The sequence below is a fragment of the Sphingomonas paludis genome (genome assembly GCF_053502515.1).
In genome coordinates this window covers 377162-395098 of sequence record NZ_CP187558.1, presented here as the reverse complement: position 1 = coordinate 395098, position 17937 = coordinate 377162, and the positions used below count along the sequence as shown (strand labels likewise).

At 64.5% G+C, this 17937-nt stretch carries 19 protein-coding genes; 7 read left to right on the top strand and 12 right to left on the bottom strand.

Annotated features, from left to right (window positions below; translation table 11 throughout):
- Positions 1–275: 275 nt before the first annotated feature.
- From ACPVPU_RS01815 to ACPVPU_RS01780, 8 genes are all read right to left on the bottom strand, one after another.
- Entirely contained in the window at positions 276–2021 is a 1746-nt protein-coding gene (locus ACPVPU_RS01815; RefSeq protein WP_448659219.1) for an ATP-binding protein, read from the bottom strand.
- Positions 2018–2962 (bottom strand): SIR2 family protein, encoded by a 945-nt coding sequence (locus ACPVPU_RS01810; RefSeq protein WP_448659218.1) that lies wholly within the window; start codon positions 2960–2962, stop codon positions 2018–2020. The genes ACPVPU_RS01815 and ACPVPU_RS01810 overlap by 4 nt, the downstream gene beginning before the upstream one ends.
- 593 nt (positions 2963–3555) lie before the next feature.
- On the bottom strand, positions 3556–6018 hold the full coding sequence (gene trbE / locus ACPVPU_RS01805) for a conjugal transfer protein TrbE (RefSeq protein ID WP_448659217.1): 2463 nt from the start codon (positions 6016–6018) through the stop codon (positions 3556–3558).
- Positions 6019–6028: 10 nt separating this feature from the next.
- Positions 6029–6313, bottom strand: a complete 285-nt coding sequence (locus ACPVPU_RS01800; RefSeq protein WP_448659216.1) for a VirB3 family type IV secretion system protein — start codon at positions 6311–6313, stop codon at positions 6029–6031.
- Positions 6310–6651, bottom strand: a complete 342-nt coding sequence (locus ACPVPU_RS01795) for a TrbC/VirB2 family protein (RefSeq protein ID WP_448659215.1) — start codon at positions 6649–6651, stop codon at positions 6310–6312. The genes ACPVPU_RS01800 and ACPVPU_RS01795 overlap by 4 nt, the downstream gene beginning before the upstream one ends.
- A 3-nt stretch (positions 6652–6654) precedes the next feature.
- On the bottom strand, positions 6655–7641 hold the full coding sequence (gene trbB / locus ACPVPU_RS01790) for a P-type conjugative transfer ATPase TrbB (protein WP_448659214.1): 987 nt from the start codon (positions 7639–7641) through the stop codon (positions 6655–6657).
- Entirely contained in the window at positions 7638–8051 is a 414-nt protein-coding gene (locus ACPVPU_RS01785) for a CopG family transcriptional regulator (RefSeq protein ID WP_448659212.1), read from the bottom strand. The genes trbB and ACPVPU_RS01785 overlap by 4 nt, the downstream gene beginning before the upstream one ends.
- Positions 8052–8054: 3 nt before the next feature.
- Complete coding sequence (locus tag ACPVPU_RS01780; RefSeq protein WP_448659211.1) at positions 8055–10109, bottom strand: conjugal transfer protein TraG; 2055 nt, start codon at positions 10107–10109, stop codon at positions 8055–8057.
- Positions 10110–10570: 461 nt separating this feature from the next.
- On the opposite strand from ACPVPU_RS01780, the gene ACPVPU_RS01775 reads away from it, so the two are divergent.
- The 7 genes from ACPVPU_RS01775 (at position 10571) to ACPVPU_RS01745 (ending at position 14947) form a co-directional block, all read left to right on the top strand.
- The gene (locus tag ACPVPU_RS01775) at positions 10571–10903 is read left to right on the top strand and encodes a hypothetical protein (protein WP_448659210.1); all 333 of its coding nucleotides are present in this window, start codon (positions 10571–10573) and stop codon (positions 10901–10903) included.
- A 196-nt stretch (positions 10904–11099) separates the two neighbouring features.
- On the top strand, positions 11100–11297 hold the full coding sequence (locus ACPVPU_RS01770) for a hypothetical protein (protein ID WP_448659209.1): 198 nt from the start codon (positions 11100–11102) through the stop codon (positions 11295–11297).
- 5 nt (positions 11298–11302) lie between these two features.
- Positions 11303–11725, top strand: a complete 423-nt coding sequence (locus ACPVPU_RS01765; protein ID WP_448660576.1) for a hypothetical protein — start codon at positions 11303–11305, stop codon at positions 11723–11725.
- Between the two features lie 342 nt (positions 11726–12067).
- Positions 12068–12814, top strand: coding sequence for a hypothetical protein (locus ACPVPU_RS01760; RefSeq protein ID WP_448660575.1), 747 nt, complete (start codon positions 12068–12070; stop codon positions 12812–12814).
- Positions 12811–14019, top strand: a complete 1209-nt coding sequence (locus tag ACPVPU_RS01755) for a M48 family metalloprotease (RefSeq protein ID WP_448659208.1) — start codon at positions 12811–12813, stop codon at positions 14017–14019. The genes ACPVPU_RS01760 and ACPVPU_RS01755 overlap by 4 nt, the downstream gene beginning before the upstream one ends.
- Positions 14016–14615 (top strand): hypothetical protein, encoded by a 600-nt coding sequence (locus ACPVPU_RS01750; RefSeq protein ID WP_448659207.1) that lies wholly within the window; start codon positions 14016–14018, stop codon positions 14613–14615. The genes ACPVPU_RS01755 and ACPVPU_RS01750 overlap by 4 nt, the downstream gene beginning before the upstream one ends.
- Positions 14615–14947 (top strand): excalibur calcium-binding domain-containing protein, encoded by a 333-nt coding sequence (locus ACPVPU_RS01745; RefSeq protein ID WP_448659205.1) that lies wholly within the window; start codon positions 14615–14617, stop codon positions 14945–14947. The genes ACPVPU_RS01750 and ACPVPU_RS01745 overlap by 1 nt, the downstream gene beginning before the upstream one ends.
- A gap of 334 nt (positions 14948–15281) precedes the next feature.
- On the opposite strand, the gene ACPVPU_RS01740 is transcribed toward ACPVPU_RS01745, so the two are convergent.
- The 4 genes from ACPVPU_RS01740 to ACPVPU_RS01725 form a co-directional block, all read right to left on the bottom strand.
- Entirely contained in the window at positions 15282–15776 is a 495-nt protein-coding gene (locus tag ACPVPU_RS01740; RefSeq protein ID WP_448659204.1) for a JAB domain-containing protein, read from the bottom strand.
- 62 nt (positions 15777–15838) lie between these two features.
- A complete protein-coding gene (locus ACPVPU_RS01735) occupies positions 15839–16336 on the bottom strand; it encodes a hypothetical protein (protein WP_448659203.1) in 498 nt (165 codons plus the stop codon).
- A 14-nt stretch (positions 16337–16350) separates the two neighbouring features.
- Positions 16351–16698, bottom strand: coding sequence for a hypothetical protein (locus ACPVPU_RS01730; protein ID WP_448659202.1), 348 nt, complete (start codon positions 16696–16698; stop codon positions 16351–16353).
- Between the two features lie 63 nt (positions 16699–16761).
- Positions 16762–17295: a helix-turn-helix domain-containing protein gene (locus ACPVPU_RS01725; RefSeq protein WP_448659201.1), complete on the bottom strand. Its 534-nt coding sequence runs from the start codon at positions 17293–17295 to the stop codon at positions 16762–16764.
- Positions 17296–17937 lie beyond the last annotated feature (642 nt).

Genomic DNA, 17937 nt, shown 5'->3' with positions numbered 1-17937 from the left:
GGGCTGCAATTGGGCTGGTTTCAGACTGGCAAGTTTCAGCCGGTCAAGTCGGGAAAGCTGCCGAGTCAATCGACCGATCACGCATGACGCCTTCCGACCAGGTCAGGTCGTTCAATGTCCCAGCCGCGGACGTCTGCTGTTGACGGAATCCGTCGAAAGGCGAGCGAAGCGATCGTCAGATTACAGTCGCGGCAATTGCTGACGGAGAACATGCGCAAATGGCTCGCCGACGTGCTCGACTCTGAATTAGCGGGGGGCGGCTGGATGGACACCGATCACGGCTGCACGGTCTGGCGTCGCCAGCTCTCGACGGCCTTGGTTAAATCGCTGGCACAGGTCGCGCCTGCCCAGTGGTCCCAGAAATCGATCGTGCCGGACAGCGGTTCGTTACGCGGCATGGCGATCCTTATCCTAGTTGGCAGTAGAATAGCGTCGCCCACGACAAGGGCTTCGCCGGTGTCGAGGATGGGAAGCAGATCGCTAAACCCGCCCAAGCTGTCGGGCAGGAGTCGGCGGACTACGGCCTGGTCGTCGCCGTTGGTGAGCCGCATGGCAATGAGGTTGCTGCACTGGCTGACGACGGTGCGGCTGACTTCAGAAGGGCGCTGGCTGATGACGACGAGGCCCACGCCGTATTTTCGGCCTTCCTTGGCAACCCGTTCGAAGACCGCAATGGCATTCTCCATGGCGCCGCCGTCATGATGCTCCGGAATGTATAGGTGCGCCTCATCGCAGAATAGGGCGATCGGGTGGCGGCTCCCGCTCGGAATCCATTGCTGCACTGAAAAGGCGAGACGGGCGACCATGCCGACAATTAGTGGCAGGACGTCGGACGGTACTTCGGAAAAATCGATGACCTTTACGCCGCCTTTGGCGCCCTTCGCCGACCGGCCGCCGAGCAGGACCGCGACGATGCGATCAAGCCAAGCATAGTCCAGCGTCGCGCCGGCGGCGGGGAAAAGGAAGCCCAGGCGCCGGTCGCCCCGCTTGTTCTCGAGGCGCTGGATCAGCCTTGAGAGCTTGCCATTAAACTCGCCCATCTTCTCGGTGCCGGCCTTTGCTCCCGGAACCATTTCCTGATTGAGACCGCTCAGGTTGCCGAGAACTCGCTCAATGTCGAACGGCACTGGGCTGTCGATCGTAAAATTGGCGAGAACGGCGCTGTGACCCCCGTCGCTCAGAAACGCGCTTTTCGCCTCGGTGATTGCGCGCGACATGATCATCGCCTGGTTGGGGGCATTTGCGTCAGACCGGTCGACAAACATCGAGACCAAAGCTTCGTATGCCATCAGCCAGTAGGGTAGATGGAGTACGCCATCGTCCAGGCCACGCCCGGCCTCAATGTCGGCGGGCCCGGCGACTCGAAAATGCTCGAAGCCATCGCCCTCCATCGAGCGATACTCACCGTGAATGTCGAAGACGATGGCATTGCCGCTCTCGAGCTCGGCGATCTGCTCAAGCAGGCGCGCCGTGGTCCACGACTTGCCCGAGCCCGTGCTGCCGACCACGAGCGCATGCCGCTGGAAAAGTTTGTTGCCGTTGACGTAGGCTTCGGCGGCTGTGTCGAGTGTGTAGTTACCGAGTGAGAGATGCTGGCCGTCACCCGAGACCGCCGAGATCACCCGCATGAATTTGGTCAGCCGCTCCCCCTCGAGCGTGAAGCAATTGGCGTCGATTTCCGGGACGGTTTCGAGGGTACGCCTAAAGACGTTGTCGTCCTGGCCGAGGCGCGCGATCATCGTGCCGATCAGTGCGATCCGCACGAGGTTGACTTCGGGGAAAGCCTGCTCGGCAAGGCCTTCTCCCTCCGCATGGCTGCGGGCTTCGACAGCCGTGCGGGTAATTTTCTGGATGATGCCGATGAGGTGCTGGCCGGCCCGACTGCTTTGCAAGGCGACGAGGCGATTGACCTGCAATGCGCGCATTGATTCGATGTTGGCGACTTTCACGACAACGGTCGCGGTATCGACCGACTGGACCTGTCCCAGTGCATCGGTATCGTTATAGTCGAGAAAGCTCATGCGGCAGCCCCCAAGGTCAGGTCGAGAAAATCAGGAAGGGCCCAAACGGGTTTGGCGGTAAGCGCGACGCCGCCCGGCGCATCGTGGGTGAAGGCGCGCGCACCCCCAGCGCCGTCGTCCTCGATGGCCAGGTATTTGCGGCAGCGCCCACCTCCGAGGAACGCCTTGGCGGTATCGGACAAGGATTTAGTGATAACGACGATGGGAGTAGCATCACGATCGCAGCGCTCGACGAGTTTTTCCTGAACGTGGGGATCGTTGAACCCGTAGCCGACGCAGAAGTAGGAGCGCGCCGTCTCGAGCGCGGCGTCGCTACAGCTGAAAATCGTGCGAAACGGTTCGGTATGGGTGAGACGATACTTGTCGATGCCCGGTGTGATCATAAGCGGCGAGAAGCCCAGGGGCGTGTCGCGACCGACGCGGATGCCGACGATTTGACCCTCGCCGTTGTGGAACCAGTCGAGCGAGCCGTGCACCTTCCAGACCCGGACGATGCGTGACAGATCGCCTGGCGTCGCCGCTCCCCTAGTGCCGCTGCTCTTCGGCCTCGACTGCAGGTATCCCGGAGTAAAGCCAGTATGGTGAAGAAACTCCCCGGCGTCGGCTGCATATTCGGCGAGGCGGTCGTAATTAGGCGTAACAACATCGATCGTGCGGTGGATGCTCGCGAAGAGGTGACGAAACAGCCGGGTCAATGGCAGCGCGCGGCGGTCGTTCAGCACGTCCAGAAAGACACGCTCGTCATGCGGAAGCAGTAGGGCACGGGTAGCTTCGGCGACATGCGCTGTCTGTCGGTCGGTCATGCGCACCGCCTGGAGCGCAGTCTCGAGATCGGTGCCGGCAGCTAGGGAATCGACGAACTGCTGCCATTCGGCACATTCTTCGGCTTGCCATTCGGTCGGAACGGCAAGGCCGCGCAGATGGGCAGCGAGCGGCCACATGCCAGGCAATCCTTGCGCTGCGGAGGCCCCACTCCCAAGGATGATCACTGGCGTTAAAGCGAGCGCATCTTGAGCAAACTCAGTAATCTTATCGAAATCCGATATCGTCGGCACCGTCTCTCTCTTCCAAGCTCTTGATCTACTGAAATCATCGTCAAATTTAGAGCGATTACTTAAGAACAAAAGGGAAATTTAGGCAAGAAAACGGTGGCGCTGAATCTAGCCCAGCACCAAGGGTTCGTCATATGATGCAACTGAACGAAGGGCAGGTTTTCAAGGTCGCGAGGTGGGATCCGGTAGGTCGCCATCGTCCCCAAGTCCGGACAGAGGTTAGATCAAATTCGCGATCAGGTGGATGGCCGGTTTTGGCCCAACTTGACGTTCTCGGCCACGGCGTCGAGGGGCAGGTTTGTCCCAAAGCCAGCCGTTCGGAGCGGCGATTTGTTAGTATGAACGAACGAACGACTGGTTTCGAGCTCGACGCTCGCCACCCTAATGGCTGATTATGGGGCGCAAAGCTCACGCGCCGGTTCGCCCTTGCAAAATGTGCCTGAACAGACCGAACTGCCCGGATAAATCGTCCCGAGAACCAGCTATACAGGCGGGTCAAGCATTACAGCATCTAGCGCTTTCTCGTGAAAGAACTGATCCGCAAGGTCCGCCGCCCAGTTGAGGCCGGCATTCCGCAGGAACGCTCCGGTGAAGCGGTCACGGCCATGTTCGGCGAGCATCGCATCGATCCGCGCCTGTGCCGCGGGGTCGGACGAACCACACAGCGCGAGGGCGATCGGGCCAAGGCCCAGGTCGAACAGCCGGTTGCCGCGCGCGGATTGCAGGTAATAGTGCCGCTTGGGCGTCGCCCGGGCGATCAGCTCGATCTGTCGGTCGTTGAGGCCGAAGCGCACATAGATGTCATGGCCCTGCGGCTCGATCGCGCGGTCGTTGGGCAGCAGGATGCGCTGCGGGCAGCTTTCGATGATGGCCGGGGCGATCGCAGAACCGGCGATGTCGGCCAGGCTCTGCGTCGCGAACAGCACCGCGACGTTCTTCTTGCGCAGTACCTTCAGCCACTCGCGGATGCGTGCGGCGAACAGGGGATGATCGAGGAAGATCCAGGCCTCGTCGAGGATCAGCAAGGTCGGCCGCCCGTCGAACCGTTCCTCCAGTCGGTGGAAGAGATAAGTCAGCACCGGCGCGACTGCGCCGGTCTGGCCCATCAGCGCCTCGGTCTCGAAGCACTGGACGTCGGCGAGGCTGAGCTGCTGTTCGGCGGCATCGAGCAATCGGCCATGCGGTCCTTCGAGCGTGTATGGCTGGAGCGCGATGCGGAGCCCATTCGACTGCAGCAACAGCGCCAGTCCGGTCATGGTCCGCTCCTCGCGCGGGGCTGATGCAAGACTGCCGAGCGCTGTCCAGATCGCGTCCTTCACCTGAAGGGTGACAGGCACATTCTCGTGCGTCAGCAGCGCCGCGATCCACTCGGCGGCCCAGCTGCGCTCGCTGGGATCGTCGATGTTGGCGAGCGGCTGGAAGGCGAGCGTCTCGCCGTCGGCTTCCGCCGATCCGAGCGCATGATGCGCGCCACCCATCGCCAGCACCGCGGCCCGCGCGCTGTTGCCCTTGTCGAAGATGTAAACCTGTGCGCCCGGATAGCGGCGGAACTGGAGCGCGATCAGGCTCAGCAGCACCGACTTGCCGGCGCCGGTCGGTCCGACAACCATCATGTGCCCGACATCGCCGACATGGGTCGAAAGCCGGAAGGGCGTCGAGCCGGCGGTCTTCGCCACCAGCAACGGGGGACCGTCCAAGTGGCCGTTGCGCACCGGGCCGGCCCAGACCGACGATAGCGGCATCAGATGCGCGAGGTTGAGCGTATGGACCAGCGGCTGCCGGACATTGGCGTACGTCTGGCCCGGCAGCGACGAGAGCCAGGCCTCGACCGCGTTGACCGTCTCGCGGACGCAGGTGAAGCCAAGACCATTGACGATGCGCTCGACGGCGCGAACCTTGTCCTCGACCGCAGTCCGGCTGCGATCGGTGAGGGTGATCGTCGTGGTCAGATAGCCGAAGGCGACATGGTCGCCGCCGAGCGCCTGGAGGGCCTGGTCGGCATCGACGACCTTGTTGTCGGCATCGCTGTCGAGCAGCTGCGCCGGCGAATTGTACAGCACCTCGCGCAGCAGCGCAGTGACCGACTTGCGCTTGTTGAACCATTGGCGCCGCAGCGACGTCAGCGTCTTGGTCGCCAGGGTCTTGTCGAGCGCGATGAAGCGGGTGACCCAGCGGTAGCCAAAATCCTGGTGGTTGAGCGCATCGAGGATGCCGGGTCGGCTGAGGCCCGGAAAGCCGAGCACGGTCAGCGTGCGGACGTGGCTGGAGCCGAGCTTCGGCTCCAGCCCGCCGACCAGCGGCGTGTCGGCGAGCAAGCCGTCAAGATACATTGGCGTCTCGGGCACAGCGACCGGATGGCGGCGATCGGAGATGGTGCCGTGGAGGAAGGTCAGGGTCTCGCCGTCGTCCAACGGACGCACCTCGGGCATGAACCCCGACAACAGGTCGAGCACGCGGTCGGTCTCGGCGACGAAGCTCTCCAGTGCGCCGCGCCAGTCGCGCTCCCGATCGCCATCGGGGCTTTCGACCAGGCTGCGCCCGGCACGATCGGTCGTGTCCGCCGGCGGCAGCCAGGTCAGCGTCAGGTGGTAGCGGCTCTCGAAATGCGTGCCCTCGGCCTCGAACGCGGCTTGCCGCTCGCCATCGACCAGCCAGCTTGCCGCATCGGGAAAGTCGCTGTGGGGATAAGCCAGCGCCTCGCGCCGCTCGGCATCGAAGAACAAGGCCCAGCCGCTGCCGAACCGCTTGAGCGCATTATTCGCCCGCGCGCAGGCGCCGACCAGCTCAGCCTCGGTAGCCGATTCGAGATCGGGACCGCGAAAGCTGAGCACCCGGAGGAAGCTGCCGTCCTTGTTGAGCACGACGCCCGGCGCGACCAGTGCTGCCCAGGGCAGGTGATCGGCGAGGCGTTCGGCCCGGTCGCGATATTCGCCCAGGAACATCATGATAAATGCCTCAGCATGCGAAATATCCCTTCTGGCGGATGTGGCGCAGGAGAACCGGCGCGAAGCTGGGATCGCGGCGGGCGGCCATCACCGCGATGCTGTGGCCAACCGCCCAGAGCAGCACCCCGGCCAGCCATTGCTGGAGACCGAGGCCGACGGCGGCGGCCAGCGTCCCATTGACGATCGCGAGGCCTCGCGGCGCGCCGCCGAGCAGCAGCGGCGCGCCGAGCGAGCCGTGGATCGGCACTTCGAAGCCGTCGATATGCTGGCCGCCCCCGAACGAACTGGCGCTCATGCGACGAGCGCCCCGCCGCCGAAGCTGAAGAAGGACAGGAAAAAGCTCGATGCCGCGAACGCGATCGACAGGCCGAACACGATCTGGATCAGCCGCCGGAACCCACCGGAGCTCTCGCCGAACGCAAGCGTCAGGCCGGTGACGATGATGATGATCACAGCGACGATCTTGGCGACCGGACCCTGTACGGACTCCAGCACCTGTTGCAGCGGTTCCTCCCATGGCATGCCGGACCCGGCCGCCTGGACCTGGCTTCCGAGCGTCAGCGCGAGGCCGATTGCTGCGCCGACCAGCAGGTGCCGGTTGGTGGAAATGCGGGATGTGAGGGTACGGGTCATGGTTCAGGTCTCCTTGGCGTTGAGTTCGGGAAGATCGGCGAGCGCGTAGGCGCCGGTGTCAGGATCGAGTCCGACGACGCGCGCGATGGTTGAGACGCGTCGATCAATACCGCGCCCGGAAATGAAGACGACGATGCCGATGGCTTCCGCGATCAGCTGGCGCGGCACGGTGACCACCACCTCCTGCACGAGCTGTTCGAGCCGGTAGAGCGCGGCGAGCGCGCTGTTGGCATGGACGGTCGCGATCCCGCCGGGATGCCCCGTGTTCCATGCCTTGAGCATGTCGAGCGCCTCGGGGCCGCGGACCTCGCCGACCACGATGCGGTCGGGGCGCAGGCGCATGGTCGAGCGCACCAGATCTGTCATCGTCACTCGCGGTGGCCGCGTTCGCAGCGCTACCGTGTCAGGCAGCGGGCATTGCAACTCGCGCGTATCCTCGATCAGGATCACTCGGGCATCGACGTTGCCCATCTCGGCAAGCAGCGCATTGGCGAGTGTCGTCTTGCCCGAGCTGGTGCCGCCGGCGACGAGGATGTTGCAGCGCTGGGTGACCGCGGCGCGCAGCGCGTCGGCTTGGCGCTCCGACATCAATCCGTCGGAAATATAGTGGTCGAGCGTGTGCAGCCTCGTGGCGGGCTTGCGGATCGAGAAGCAGGGTGCAGAAGAGACCGGTGACAGCACGCCTTCGAAGCGCTCGCCGGCACGGCCTTCGATATGCGGGGGCAGCTCGGCCGAGATGATCGGATGCTCGGCATGGATCTCGGCGCGCGCATGGGATGCGACCAGCCGGATGATCCGCTCGATTTGGTCCGGCGCCATTCGCACCCCGGTGTCGATGCGACCTTCGCCGAGCTGGTCGAGCCTCAGCGCGCCGTCGGGGTTGACCATGATCTCGATGACCAGGGGGTCCCGCATGGCGGCGGCGATGTCGGTCCCGAGTGCCGTGATCAGCATGCGGCGGCGGCGATCGGCGGACAGAGTCCCGGTCATTCCCCGCTCTCCGTCGTGGCGCCAAGGGTGCGCCGCCCGGTCGAGACCTGCCGTCCGACCTGCGTCACAAAGGCTTCGAACCGCTTCGCGCCGAGCGCACGGCCGGCCGCATCGTTTTCCGCCAATGGCGTCTGGATCGCGAGCTCGAACCGGATGAACAGCGCCAGCGTCTCGAGGATCACATAGGTGTCGCGGTCGACCCGGCCGATCGCCTGGGTCAGCCGGTCCAGCCGGATGGCGAACCGATCTTCGAGCTCCGACGCGCCGCGGCGGTTGAGCCAGGCGGTGACGGCATCGACGAGGATCGCCGATTTGCTCGCGCCGGGCTTGGCGGCGAGCGCCTCGAGCCGGTCTGAGAGCGGCCTCGGCAGGAACAGCTGGTGGCGCACTTTCTCCTTGGCCTTCTCCATCGGTCAGAACTCCAGCTGCAGGTCGTCAGGGCGGCCCGAGGCGGCATCGAGGCCGTAGACCGCACGCGCGGTGCCGAGCTGCTGGACGCGGTCCATCGCGCGGCGCTCGGCCGCCTGGTCGGTATCGTCCTCGCCGAGGCCGAGCGGGTCAGCGATATCGGGCTCGACCACCGGGGCGGGCTCGATTTCGTGCGCGGGGTGGCGGGCCTGCTCGAGACCGCCGGCGTCGGCGCCTTCCTCGCCATCGGCGCTGCCGACGAGGCGCATGTCGGCACCGCGCACCTGTCCAGCCCAGTCGTCGGGGCGGGCGGCGGGGCGATCACGGTAGCCGTCGGCATTGAGCGCCGGTGCGGTCAGGACGCGCGCCGTGTAGCGGCGGTCGTCATAGTAGCGCAGTTTCCTGGCGCGGATCGGCGGGTGGCCCGAAATCAGCACCAGCTCGTCGGCGGGCGCGAGTTGCATCACCTCGCCCGGTGTCAGCAGGGCGCGGGCGGTTTCCTGACGGCTGACCATGACATGCGCGAGCCAGGGCGCCAGCCGGTGCCCGGCATAGTTGCGCATCGCGCGCTGCTCGGTCGCGGTGCCGAGCGCGTCCGAGATCCGCTTGGCGGTGCGCTCGTCGTTGGTCGCGAAGGCGATGCGGACATGGCAGTTGTCGAGAATGGCGTTGTGCTCGCCGTAAGCCTTCTCGATCTGGTTGAGGCTCTGCGCGATCAGGAAGCACCGCACGCCATAGCCGGCGAGAAAGGCAAGGCTCGTCTCGAAGAAGTCGAGGCGGCCCAGCGCCGGGAACTCGTCGAGCATCATCAGCAGGCGATGGCGGCCCCCAGGACCCCTGGCTCCGCCTTCGCCTTCCTTGCCGGTGCCGTGCAGTTCCTCGGTCAGCCGACGGCCGATCTGGTTGAGGATCAGGCGGACGAGCGGTTTGGTGCGGCTGATGTCGGACGGCGGTACGACAAGGTAGAGCGAGACCGGATGCGCTGCTTCCACAAGATCGGCGATCCGCCAGTCGGACGCGGCGGTGACGGCGGCGACGGTCGGGTCGCGATACAGGCCGAGGAACGACATGGCGGTCGACAGCACGCCCGAGCGTTCATTCTCGCTCTTGTTGAGCAGTTCGCGTGCCGCCGAGGCGACGACCGGGTGGACCAGCGGGGCGTCGTCGGTGCCAAGATGGTTGGTCGCCATCATCCGGCGCAGGGTCGCGGCGAAGCTGCGCTGCGGATCCGACAGAAAGGTCGCGACCCGGGCGAGCGTCTTCTCTTCCTCGGCATAGAGGACGTGGAGGATCGCGCCGACCAGCAACGAGTGGCTTGTTTTTTCCCAGTGATTTCGACGCTCGAGCGCGCCTTCGGGATCGACCAGGATGTCGGCGATGTTCTGGACGTCCCGAACTTCGTTCACGCCGCGCCGCACTTCGAGCAGCGGATTATATCGAGCCGAACGGGCGTCGGTCGGGTTGAACAGCAGGCAGTGCGAGAAGCGCGCGCGCCAGCCGGCGGTCAGCTGCCAATTCTCGCCCTTGATGTCGTGGACGACCGCCGAGCCCGTCCAGGAAAGCAGGGTTGGCACGACGAGGCCGACGCCCTTGCCGCTCCGGGTCGGTGCGAACGCCATGACATGCTCGGGACCGTCATGGCGGAGGTCGCGGGCACCCAACCGGCCGAGGACGAGGCCGCGATCGTCAAGCAGGCCGGCCGCGGCGACGTCCCGGGGTTTCGCCCAGCGCGCCGAGCCATAGGTGGTCACCCGGCTCGACTGGCGGGCACGCCAGAGCGAGCCAGCCACCGCCGCGCCGCAGCCCAGGAAGCCCGTGCCCGCCGCCATGGCGCCGGCCCGGTCGAAGATGTCGGGCGCATAGGCGTCGAACTGGTACCACCAGATGAAGAGTTGCCATGGCCGGTACACGGGCGCGCCGAGGATGAACGCGGCCGGGGGGCCGAGCTCCGGCTGGTAGGCAAGCGCGGCTGCCGCCCATTGGGTAGCAGCCCACACACCTGCAAGGATGATCGCCAGGACGACGATCAACTGGCCAACAAGGAGCTTGGTCGGTGTCATGCCGTCCCTCGGGCCCGGCCTTGGCCTATCCAGTGCCGGGACGCCGCCACAATGGTCTCAAACGACCCAAGGGATCAGGCATCGGCAGGGGACGCATGGGGCAGTCCGGTGCCGTGGAATAGCGAGCCTATCCAGAAGCAGCGCGCAGCCTGTCCGGCGCGGCGCAGGAACTGATCCATAATGGATGCATCAAGCCAAACCCCCGGCGCCCCGGCTGGATAGGTTGTTCGGGCAGAGCGTTCGATTGCTTCAACAGCCGGGTCGTCGGCGCGCATGTCCAGGTCGCTTTGCGACTAAAGGCGTCGGCTCACGTTCAAGCGTGCCTCAAGGCCCGGTGCAGTGCCGCCGTCCACTGGTTCCAGCCTGATCCGACCCTCTCCGTATCGAGCCTGGCTCGCTTGCGGGACAGCGCTGGATCCGGGCAACAGTCCGGTCAATCCAAACGCTTTCCTACATGCTGCATGCTGTTGGACACCTTTGCCATGGCGCGAATCGTCAATGGCCTTAAGCAACCAACCAGCCTGTTCGAGGCAGCCGCATGGCATCGATCGATCGCGGCGACCTGTCCTGCCTGCGGACATCAGGCGATATTCGATCCGCATCAGCTTTGGTGGCTGTTCCAGCGCAAGCGATGGCACGACGGGTTCGGATCGCTCGAGACCCGGCTGCGCTGCACCCGGTGCGGCCGTCGCGGAGCGCGTATCGACATTCAGGACCGGGCACGCGCCACGATCAACCTGCCCTGGCCCGATGAACGAGAATGGAAGCGAGCGCTTAGCCGCTGGCGGGGCTGAAGCCGCATCTCCCATAGCGCCGAGCGCGATATCAGCACATAGTAGCGGGATGGCGGTCAGTCGGTGGTCAATGTCATCAACTGGGCGGGCAAAGGCTGCGTTGGCGTTCGTGCTCCCGACCACTCCGCTTCGAACCACAGCGCATAATCCTCTCCCGCAAGGATAACCGGCATCGCCTTGGGGGATTTGATCGGTAATGGCTGCACATCGGCAAATGCTCTCGACGGGGCTGTCCTACATGCCCGCGCTATGTCACGAACGCGACATGGACTATGACGATCGTAACGAACGCTTTCGGGAACTGGCTGTCTCCATCGAACATGGCGTGATGGCGATCCTCGTCGCCGGCGCATTCATCGCGGGTCTGGTGGGCTTGCTGAAGGCCTTGTTCTGATGGGCATGCTGCTGGCCCTTGCCCTTTCCGCATTGCCGTCCGGTACCGCATTCACTTGTACGCCAGTCCGTCTCTGGGATGGCGACGGCCCGATCTGGTGCAGCGAAGGCCCGAGGGTCAGGCTTAATGGCATTGCGGCTCGCGAGGCAAATGGCTCCTGCCGCAAGGGCCATCCCTGCCCGGTCGCCTCCGCCACCGCCGCGCGCACCGCACTGGCCGGACTGCTCGGCCGCCAGGTCGGCGTCTCCCGCGAAGGCCATGCGCTGATCATAGGGCCGGCGCTTCAATGCCGGTCCTATGGCAGCGCTGGCGGCGGCAGAACGGCTGCCCGCTGCCGGTCGCCACGGCACGGCGACCTGTCCTGCGCGATGCTGGTATCCGGCACGGTGCTGCGATGGGCTCGCTACTGGCGTGGGCCGGATTGCTGAACAAGGCAAGCGGGCAATGACAAAAGTCTAAATTGAGTCATTGCTTGGTGCTGAATCAATCTATCGGAGCAGACGAGACCAGCCGTCCGCCCTTTAGCTGACCCAGCCGTAATTGGATTAAAGCCAAAATGGTTCTTTCCCCTCGGCCATATCGAGTCGCTGCTTCATTTCTAAAGCAGCGGATTATGTAGCGGTCGCATGACACCAAGATAGAAGGCCGGAAATTCAACCCGGCGGATTACAGAAAACTTGTGTCCCGCTTCGCCTAGCCACTTGTGGTTCGATACCAACGTGATTTAGTAGGTTGCACGCTGCTGATTGTTCGGTGGCGAGGGGGATAGCATGAAGTCTAGATTGGCTTGGCACGCGCTTGCGCTTGCCGTGACAGTAGCGCTTGGCTCGCCGGCAAGCGCTCAGGAGCGCTCAGCGGTCAGGCAGGGCTTCGAACTGCCAGCACAGAGCGGCAAGCGTATCCTGGTATATCGGCCTGCGGTCAGTGTCGGCGCACAATCGACTGCCGGCCTGTTCGAGCCGAACGCAGAATGGACCGAGAGCGCCAAGCGCAATATCCAGGATTCGCTCGAGGCGATGCATGCGAAGCTCGGCAATACCGTCATTGTCGCGCCCGAGGCCTATGGCGAGGATGCCCAGAGGCTGCAGGAGCACATGGCGCTGTTTGCGGCGGTATCCCGCGCCGTCATCGAATATCAGTTCTTCGTCGGAAACCGGCTGCCCACGAAGAAGAAGGACAACAAGGCCGAGATCTTCGAATGGTCGCTCGGTCCGGGCGTTGCCGACCTGCCCGGCGCCCAGGATGCCGATTACGCGCTCTTCATCTACAACAAGGACGCCTACGGCTCCACCGGTCGCAAGGTTCTCCAGGTCCTCGCTGCGCTCGGTCCCGGTATCCCGGTAAAATCGGGGGAGCATGTCGGCTATGCCGCCTTGGTGGACCTCAAGACCGGGGACCTGCTCTGGCTCAACGCAGACGCGGCGATGGGCGGCGATGTCCGGGAACCGGAAGGGTCGCAGAAGCGGGTTCGCCAGCTGCTCGAGGGGCTGCCCGGCAGCCAGATCGAGAAGGAATGACCATGCGCTCTGCAGGCTTTCGCTTTCTTGCTGCCCTGCTGGTCGCGAGCGCATCATCGCCAGGCGCGGCTCAACGCGCACCCGCGCCGCCGCCCTATGCGGGAGCCTACCAGCCCGTCGGCACCGACGAGACCGGGTTCTGGCGCGAGGATGATGAAAGCGAACGCCAGCTGGCCGCCTCGTCGTTGATCATCCGGGACGAGGCGTTAGCGAGCTATGTGCGCGGCGTCCTCTGTTCAGCCGTTGGCGCGGACCGCTGCGGCGCAACGCGCGTCTACATCCTGCGCGAGCCAACCTTCAATGCGACCATGTCACCGAACGGGACCATGCGGGTGTTCAGTGGACTGCTGCTCCGCATGCGAAGCGAAGCCGAGCTGGCCGCGATCCTCGGCCATGAATTCGGGCATTTCGAGCAGCGACATGGCGTCAAGAAGTTCAAGGCGGCACGGTCAGGCTCCGACGTGCTGGCCTGGAGCGCGCTGCTGGCGAGCATGGCGCCGAGCTATGACACCGCCCGGACCTATCGCGATCTGGAACTCTCCGTTTACGGCAACCTGTTCCGTTACAACCGCGACCAGGAACGCGAGGCGGACCTGCTCGGGCTCGGCTACCTCAATGCAAGCAAGCTTCGACCCCATGCGGCGACAGCTGTCTGGCGCAACGTCATGGGCGAAGCCGAGGCCTCGGCTCGCGTACGCGGTCTCAGAAAGCCCAATTTCAACGCGATTGCCTTTACGGCCTCGCATCCACCCCATGCCGAGCGCGCCGCCTATCTCGAAGCACTGGCAGATCCCGAAGCGGCAACGCGCGACGAGGGTGCCGACCGTTACCGAGCGGCCTTGCAGCAATGGCTGCCCATATTCCTGGATGACCAGATCAAGCTCAACGATTTTGGTGCGAGCGAATATGTCATCGGCCAGCTCGCCGAGAATGGCTGGACGGCAACGCTCTGGTTTGCCCGCGGCGAGCTTTACCGGACACGGGGACACCAGCGCGATCTCGTCAATGCCGCCGAGTTCTACACCAGTGCCATTGCGCTTGATCCGGCCCACGCGGAAGCGCACCGCGGCCTTGGCCTGTCGTTGATCAAGACCGGACGTCCATCCGAAGGCCAGGCTGCGCTTCGAACCTATCTTTCTCTCAAGCCCGATGCCCAGGACGCGAAGATGATCCGCCTCCTGGTGCCTGGAGAACCCCGGCAATGATCGAGATGATCCTTCGCGCACTTGCGGCGGCCGCACTGCTGCTCGCCGCTTCGCTCGGCGGAACGGCGAATGCCCACAAGCTTCGCGAGAAGGGCCTTAGCGTGCAGGTCGCCGGCTCCGCTCTCACCGTGACGCCCGACCATGACTGGAACCGTCTCGACCACAAGCCGGGCAAGAATGCCGAGACTTGGACGCTCGACGGCGAACAGCTGAACGACATCACCTTCTTTGGCGGCATCGGTTCAGGTGCGCCGCTCGTGAAGGAGCGGAACAAAAAGCGGGGCCCCTTGCCCAAGTTCACTTCGACCACCCTGCTGGTCGAAGTCCCCGAACTGCTCGAGGGCACCTATCGGACCTACAAGCAGATTGGCAGCTTCGAGGTTACCGACACGCAGCCGGCCCGGTTCCTCGGCCAGGAAGGCATCGCGTTCAGCTACCGCTATGTCGATGACGACATGCTCACCCGGCTTGGCGAGGCGCGCGCCGCGATCATCGGCGGCAGGCTCTACATGATGACCTTCGATGCACCCAAGATCCATTATTTCGACAAGGATGTAGGCCGATTCAGGGCGCTTGCGGAATCCGCCCGTCTCTGATGCGGGCCATCGTCGCGCTTCTGCTTGTTGCTTCGGTGCTGGGGGGAGGCATGCCCAACCGTGCCGATGCCCATGGCGGCGGCCTCGACAAGCATGGCTGCCATCATGACCGGAAGGGCGGAACGGGCTATCATTGCCATCGCGGGCCGGGACCGGGTTCCACCCGGCTGGCGGGTGCTGCCGGCATTGCACCCAACCCTACCCGATCGCGCCCGCAGGCCTTCGCAAATTGTGCGGCTGCCCGCGCCGCAGGGGCCGCGCCCGTCCGAGCCGGCGATCCTGGATATGGCCGCCACCTGGACCGGGACGGCGATGGCGTGGGCTGCGAATGATCCCGCCATCGCCGTTTGACTAACGCGCGCAACGCCTTTGTCGACGATGCAGCGAGGCGCGGCGGGCGCAGCGTGGCTTGGCGTGCCGTAGCGCTGCTACTCGGGCGAAGTGAACGTCAGCCTGGATTCGCAGCATCCCACCGCTGGGCCGCTGTAGCTGCAGCCATGCACCCCCTCTATGGTCTCGCAACCCACTGTTCGTGAAGCGCCAGGCGTCATATCCAGCTGCGCGCAACCGAATTCGCCGCTGGTTGCCGCGTTTCCAGCCGCACCGAACCCAGGACCTGTCGCGGGGCTCCGTCTTCCGCCGCCGGGCACGGTCCTGTCAGATCGGTCAGGATGGCCAGAGTTCCGGATTGCTTTGCCGCAGCGAACAGGTCCCCGCCCGGGTCACGAGGATATGCTCGTGCAGGACGATCCCGACCGAGTTCAGGCAGTCCATCAGCAGGCGGGTGATCGCAATGTCCGACATCGAGAAATGCTGGTTCCCGCCGGGATGGTTATGCACAAGGATGAGCCCGGCGGCATTCGCGATCAGACCGGCGCGGATGACCTGCCTCGGCTCGATCGGCGCACTCCGGAAATGACCGACGGCGAAGCAGCTTTGCTTCACGGGACGCAGGTCGCTGTCGAGGAAGATGCCCCAGGCCTCTTCCTGCGGGCGCCCTGCCAGTTCCGTCATGAGATAGGCGTTGAGCGCCGCCGGGTCCTTGATCGGTTCGCCGCTGAACAGCCGGGCACGCGCGCAGTCTTGCACGATCGTCCGGATGCCGGCGATCAGGTCGATCGACCAGGCGGGCCAATGCTCGCCATCCGCCTCCTCGATCACCTGGACCAGATTGCCATGCGCCGCGATCATCAACGCACTCAGCTGCGCCGCTTCGGCCGGGTTCACCAGCGCAAGAAGGGCTTCCAGCTGATGTCGGTCCCTGCGCTGCGCAATCGTCTCCGGTGCCGAAGGGCACCCAGCGCGATGAGCAGGGGAATTGGATAGCTCCACATCATCTGGAGCACCCAATAGGCCCATGGGTGGATCAGCATCGCGGCCACCGCCAAGCTCGATGCGACCAGCATACCCTGGCAGGCCGCGACGAGGATCGGCCAATAGCGTGTGGACCATACAGCCAGGACGACCCAGGCAATCAGCATCGCCAGGTCGATGACCAGCGTCCATGCGATCTCTCCGAAATAGATGCGCATGCCTTCGGACGGGAACAGCAAGGCTGCGACAAGGCTGCCGATCGCGCCCGCCAGCGCAATGCAGGCAGCCGCCCGCTCCGGTGCGCCGCCGTGCCACAAAGCATAGCCGCAGCACAGCGTCATGAAGGCAAAGAAGAGATAGATGTTGAGCATAGCGTTGACCGGACCAAGATAACCGGCCGCAGTCAACGCCCGCTCATGCGTCAGGCGACCGCCCGGATGCGCCGCTCGGTCTCGCCGCTCGGCGGCGCCGGCTTGGGGCGAACATCGCCGAACGAGAAGTTGGACAAGCCCATGCTCGTCTTCACCTGCGCCAGCTCGTCGTGGGTCGCGATCGCAGCGCGGCGCGCGGAAGACAGGCTGAGGATCGTCTCGGCCGCCTTGTCGATTGCATCCTGACCGAAATGGACCGCCACGCCGGCAGCCATGCGTCCCTCCACGATGGAGCGGATCAGCCCGGCATTATAGGCGATCGCGGTGTCGATCGACGCCTCCAGCGGAAATAATTGATCGGCAATCGCCGTGGCAGCAGCAACACGTTCCTTGCGCATGAGCGCGCTCCCTTTTTCCCGAATGATGAATGTCTCGCTCGCCGGATGGGCGAACGGCGCGGTTCAGAATGAGGCCCTCATCGAGACAAGCGCCTGGATGCCGGTCATCAAGACCCCGAAGCCGATCAGCAACGCGGCGATCAGGGTGACGATCAGCAGCAACGTGGTCCGGATCGTCAGGTCATTTCGCTTCCCCTGTGCTCGGGCGGGGAACACCGATCCCGCAGCGTCGCCGGGCTGGAAGCGCCCGGGGGGCGGCTCCTCGACCGCAAGCTGCAGGGCTGGTGTCCCGCTTGGTTCGCCCAGCCAGTCTGTGGGAGGCCATGAGGCGCTGGCGACATCCGGTGCTTGGCTCCCCAAGGATTGGGGAGGGAGCGCGACACGAAGCAGCCTTGCAGCATCCTGCCTGCTGGTGGCTCCCAGCTTTCGGACCGCTGCCTTGAGGTGCTGGTCGACCGTATGGTGAGAGATGCCGAGGCGGACGGCGATCTCCTTCGACCGGAACCCTTCGCCGACGAGTTCGAGGCAGTTCCGTTCCCGAGCCGTCAGCAGCGCAATCGGCGACTGCGAATCAGGATCCGGGGAAGACCATGGCATGGTGTCATCATGACTCGGCGTCCGGCATCGGCCTAGCCCGCTTTAACCATCTGGAGCCGGGCAGATGATGCCTTGCGAGGTCGAGGTGGATTGCGGTTTGCGTGAAGCCCGCACGGTCGCAGTCGCGAATAAGCAGGTTGAGTCGCTTGCGCACTTCCGACGGCGAGCTTGGCTGTCCTTCCATCGGGCCATTCTAGTGGGAATATCCGCAAGGCAATCAGTTCATCGCCTCCATAATGGATGCTCCCTTTCAGTCGGCAAAGATGAGGCTGCAGATGCCTAGGTCGCTGATTTTTCGATCTGTCAGGCAGGTTGCGCGCATCGCCACGCTGCTGATCAGTTAACACTAGTTCTGGGGACATGTTGGAAACCTGCCTAGCGACCGCTTTGCGCCCCAATCCCGGTCATTTCGGACCCGCCTGGTTGATCCTGAAAGCTGCCGTTCGTTGCACCTCGATTGGACGACCGACATCGGGACTTTTCGGCTGTTCCGTGGCGGCGTGTTGAACGGCAGTCTGGCCAGAAGCCGACGTCCGGCGCTTGCCCGAGCCGACATTGATTGACTGCGCGATCGGTGCCCGAAGGGTGTGGAGGCGCAACATCTTCGCTTCAGCCGATCAGAAAGCTACGCGCCCGTTGATC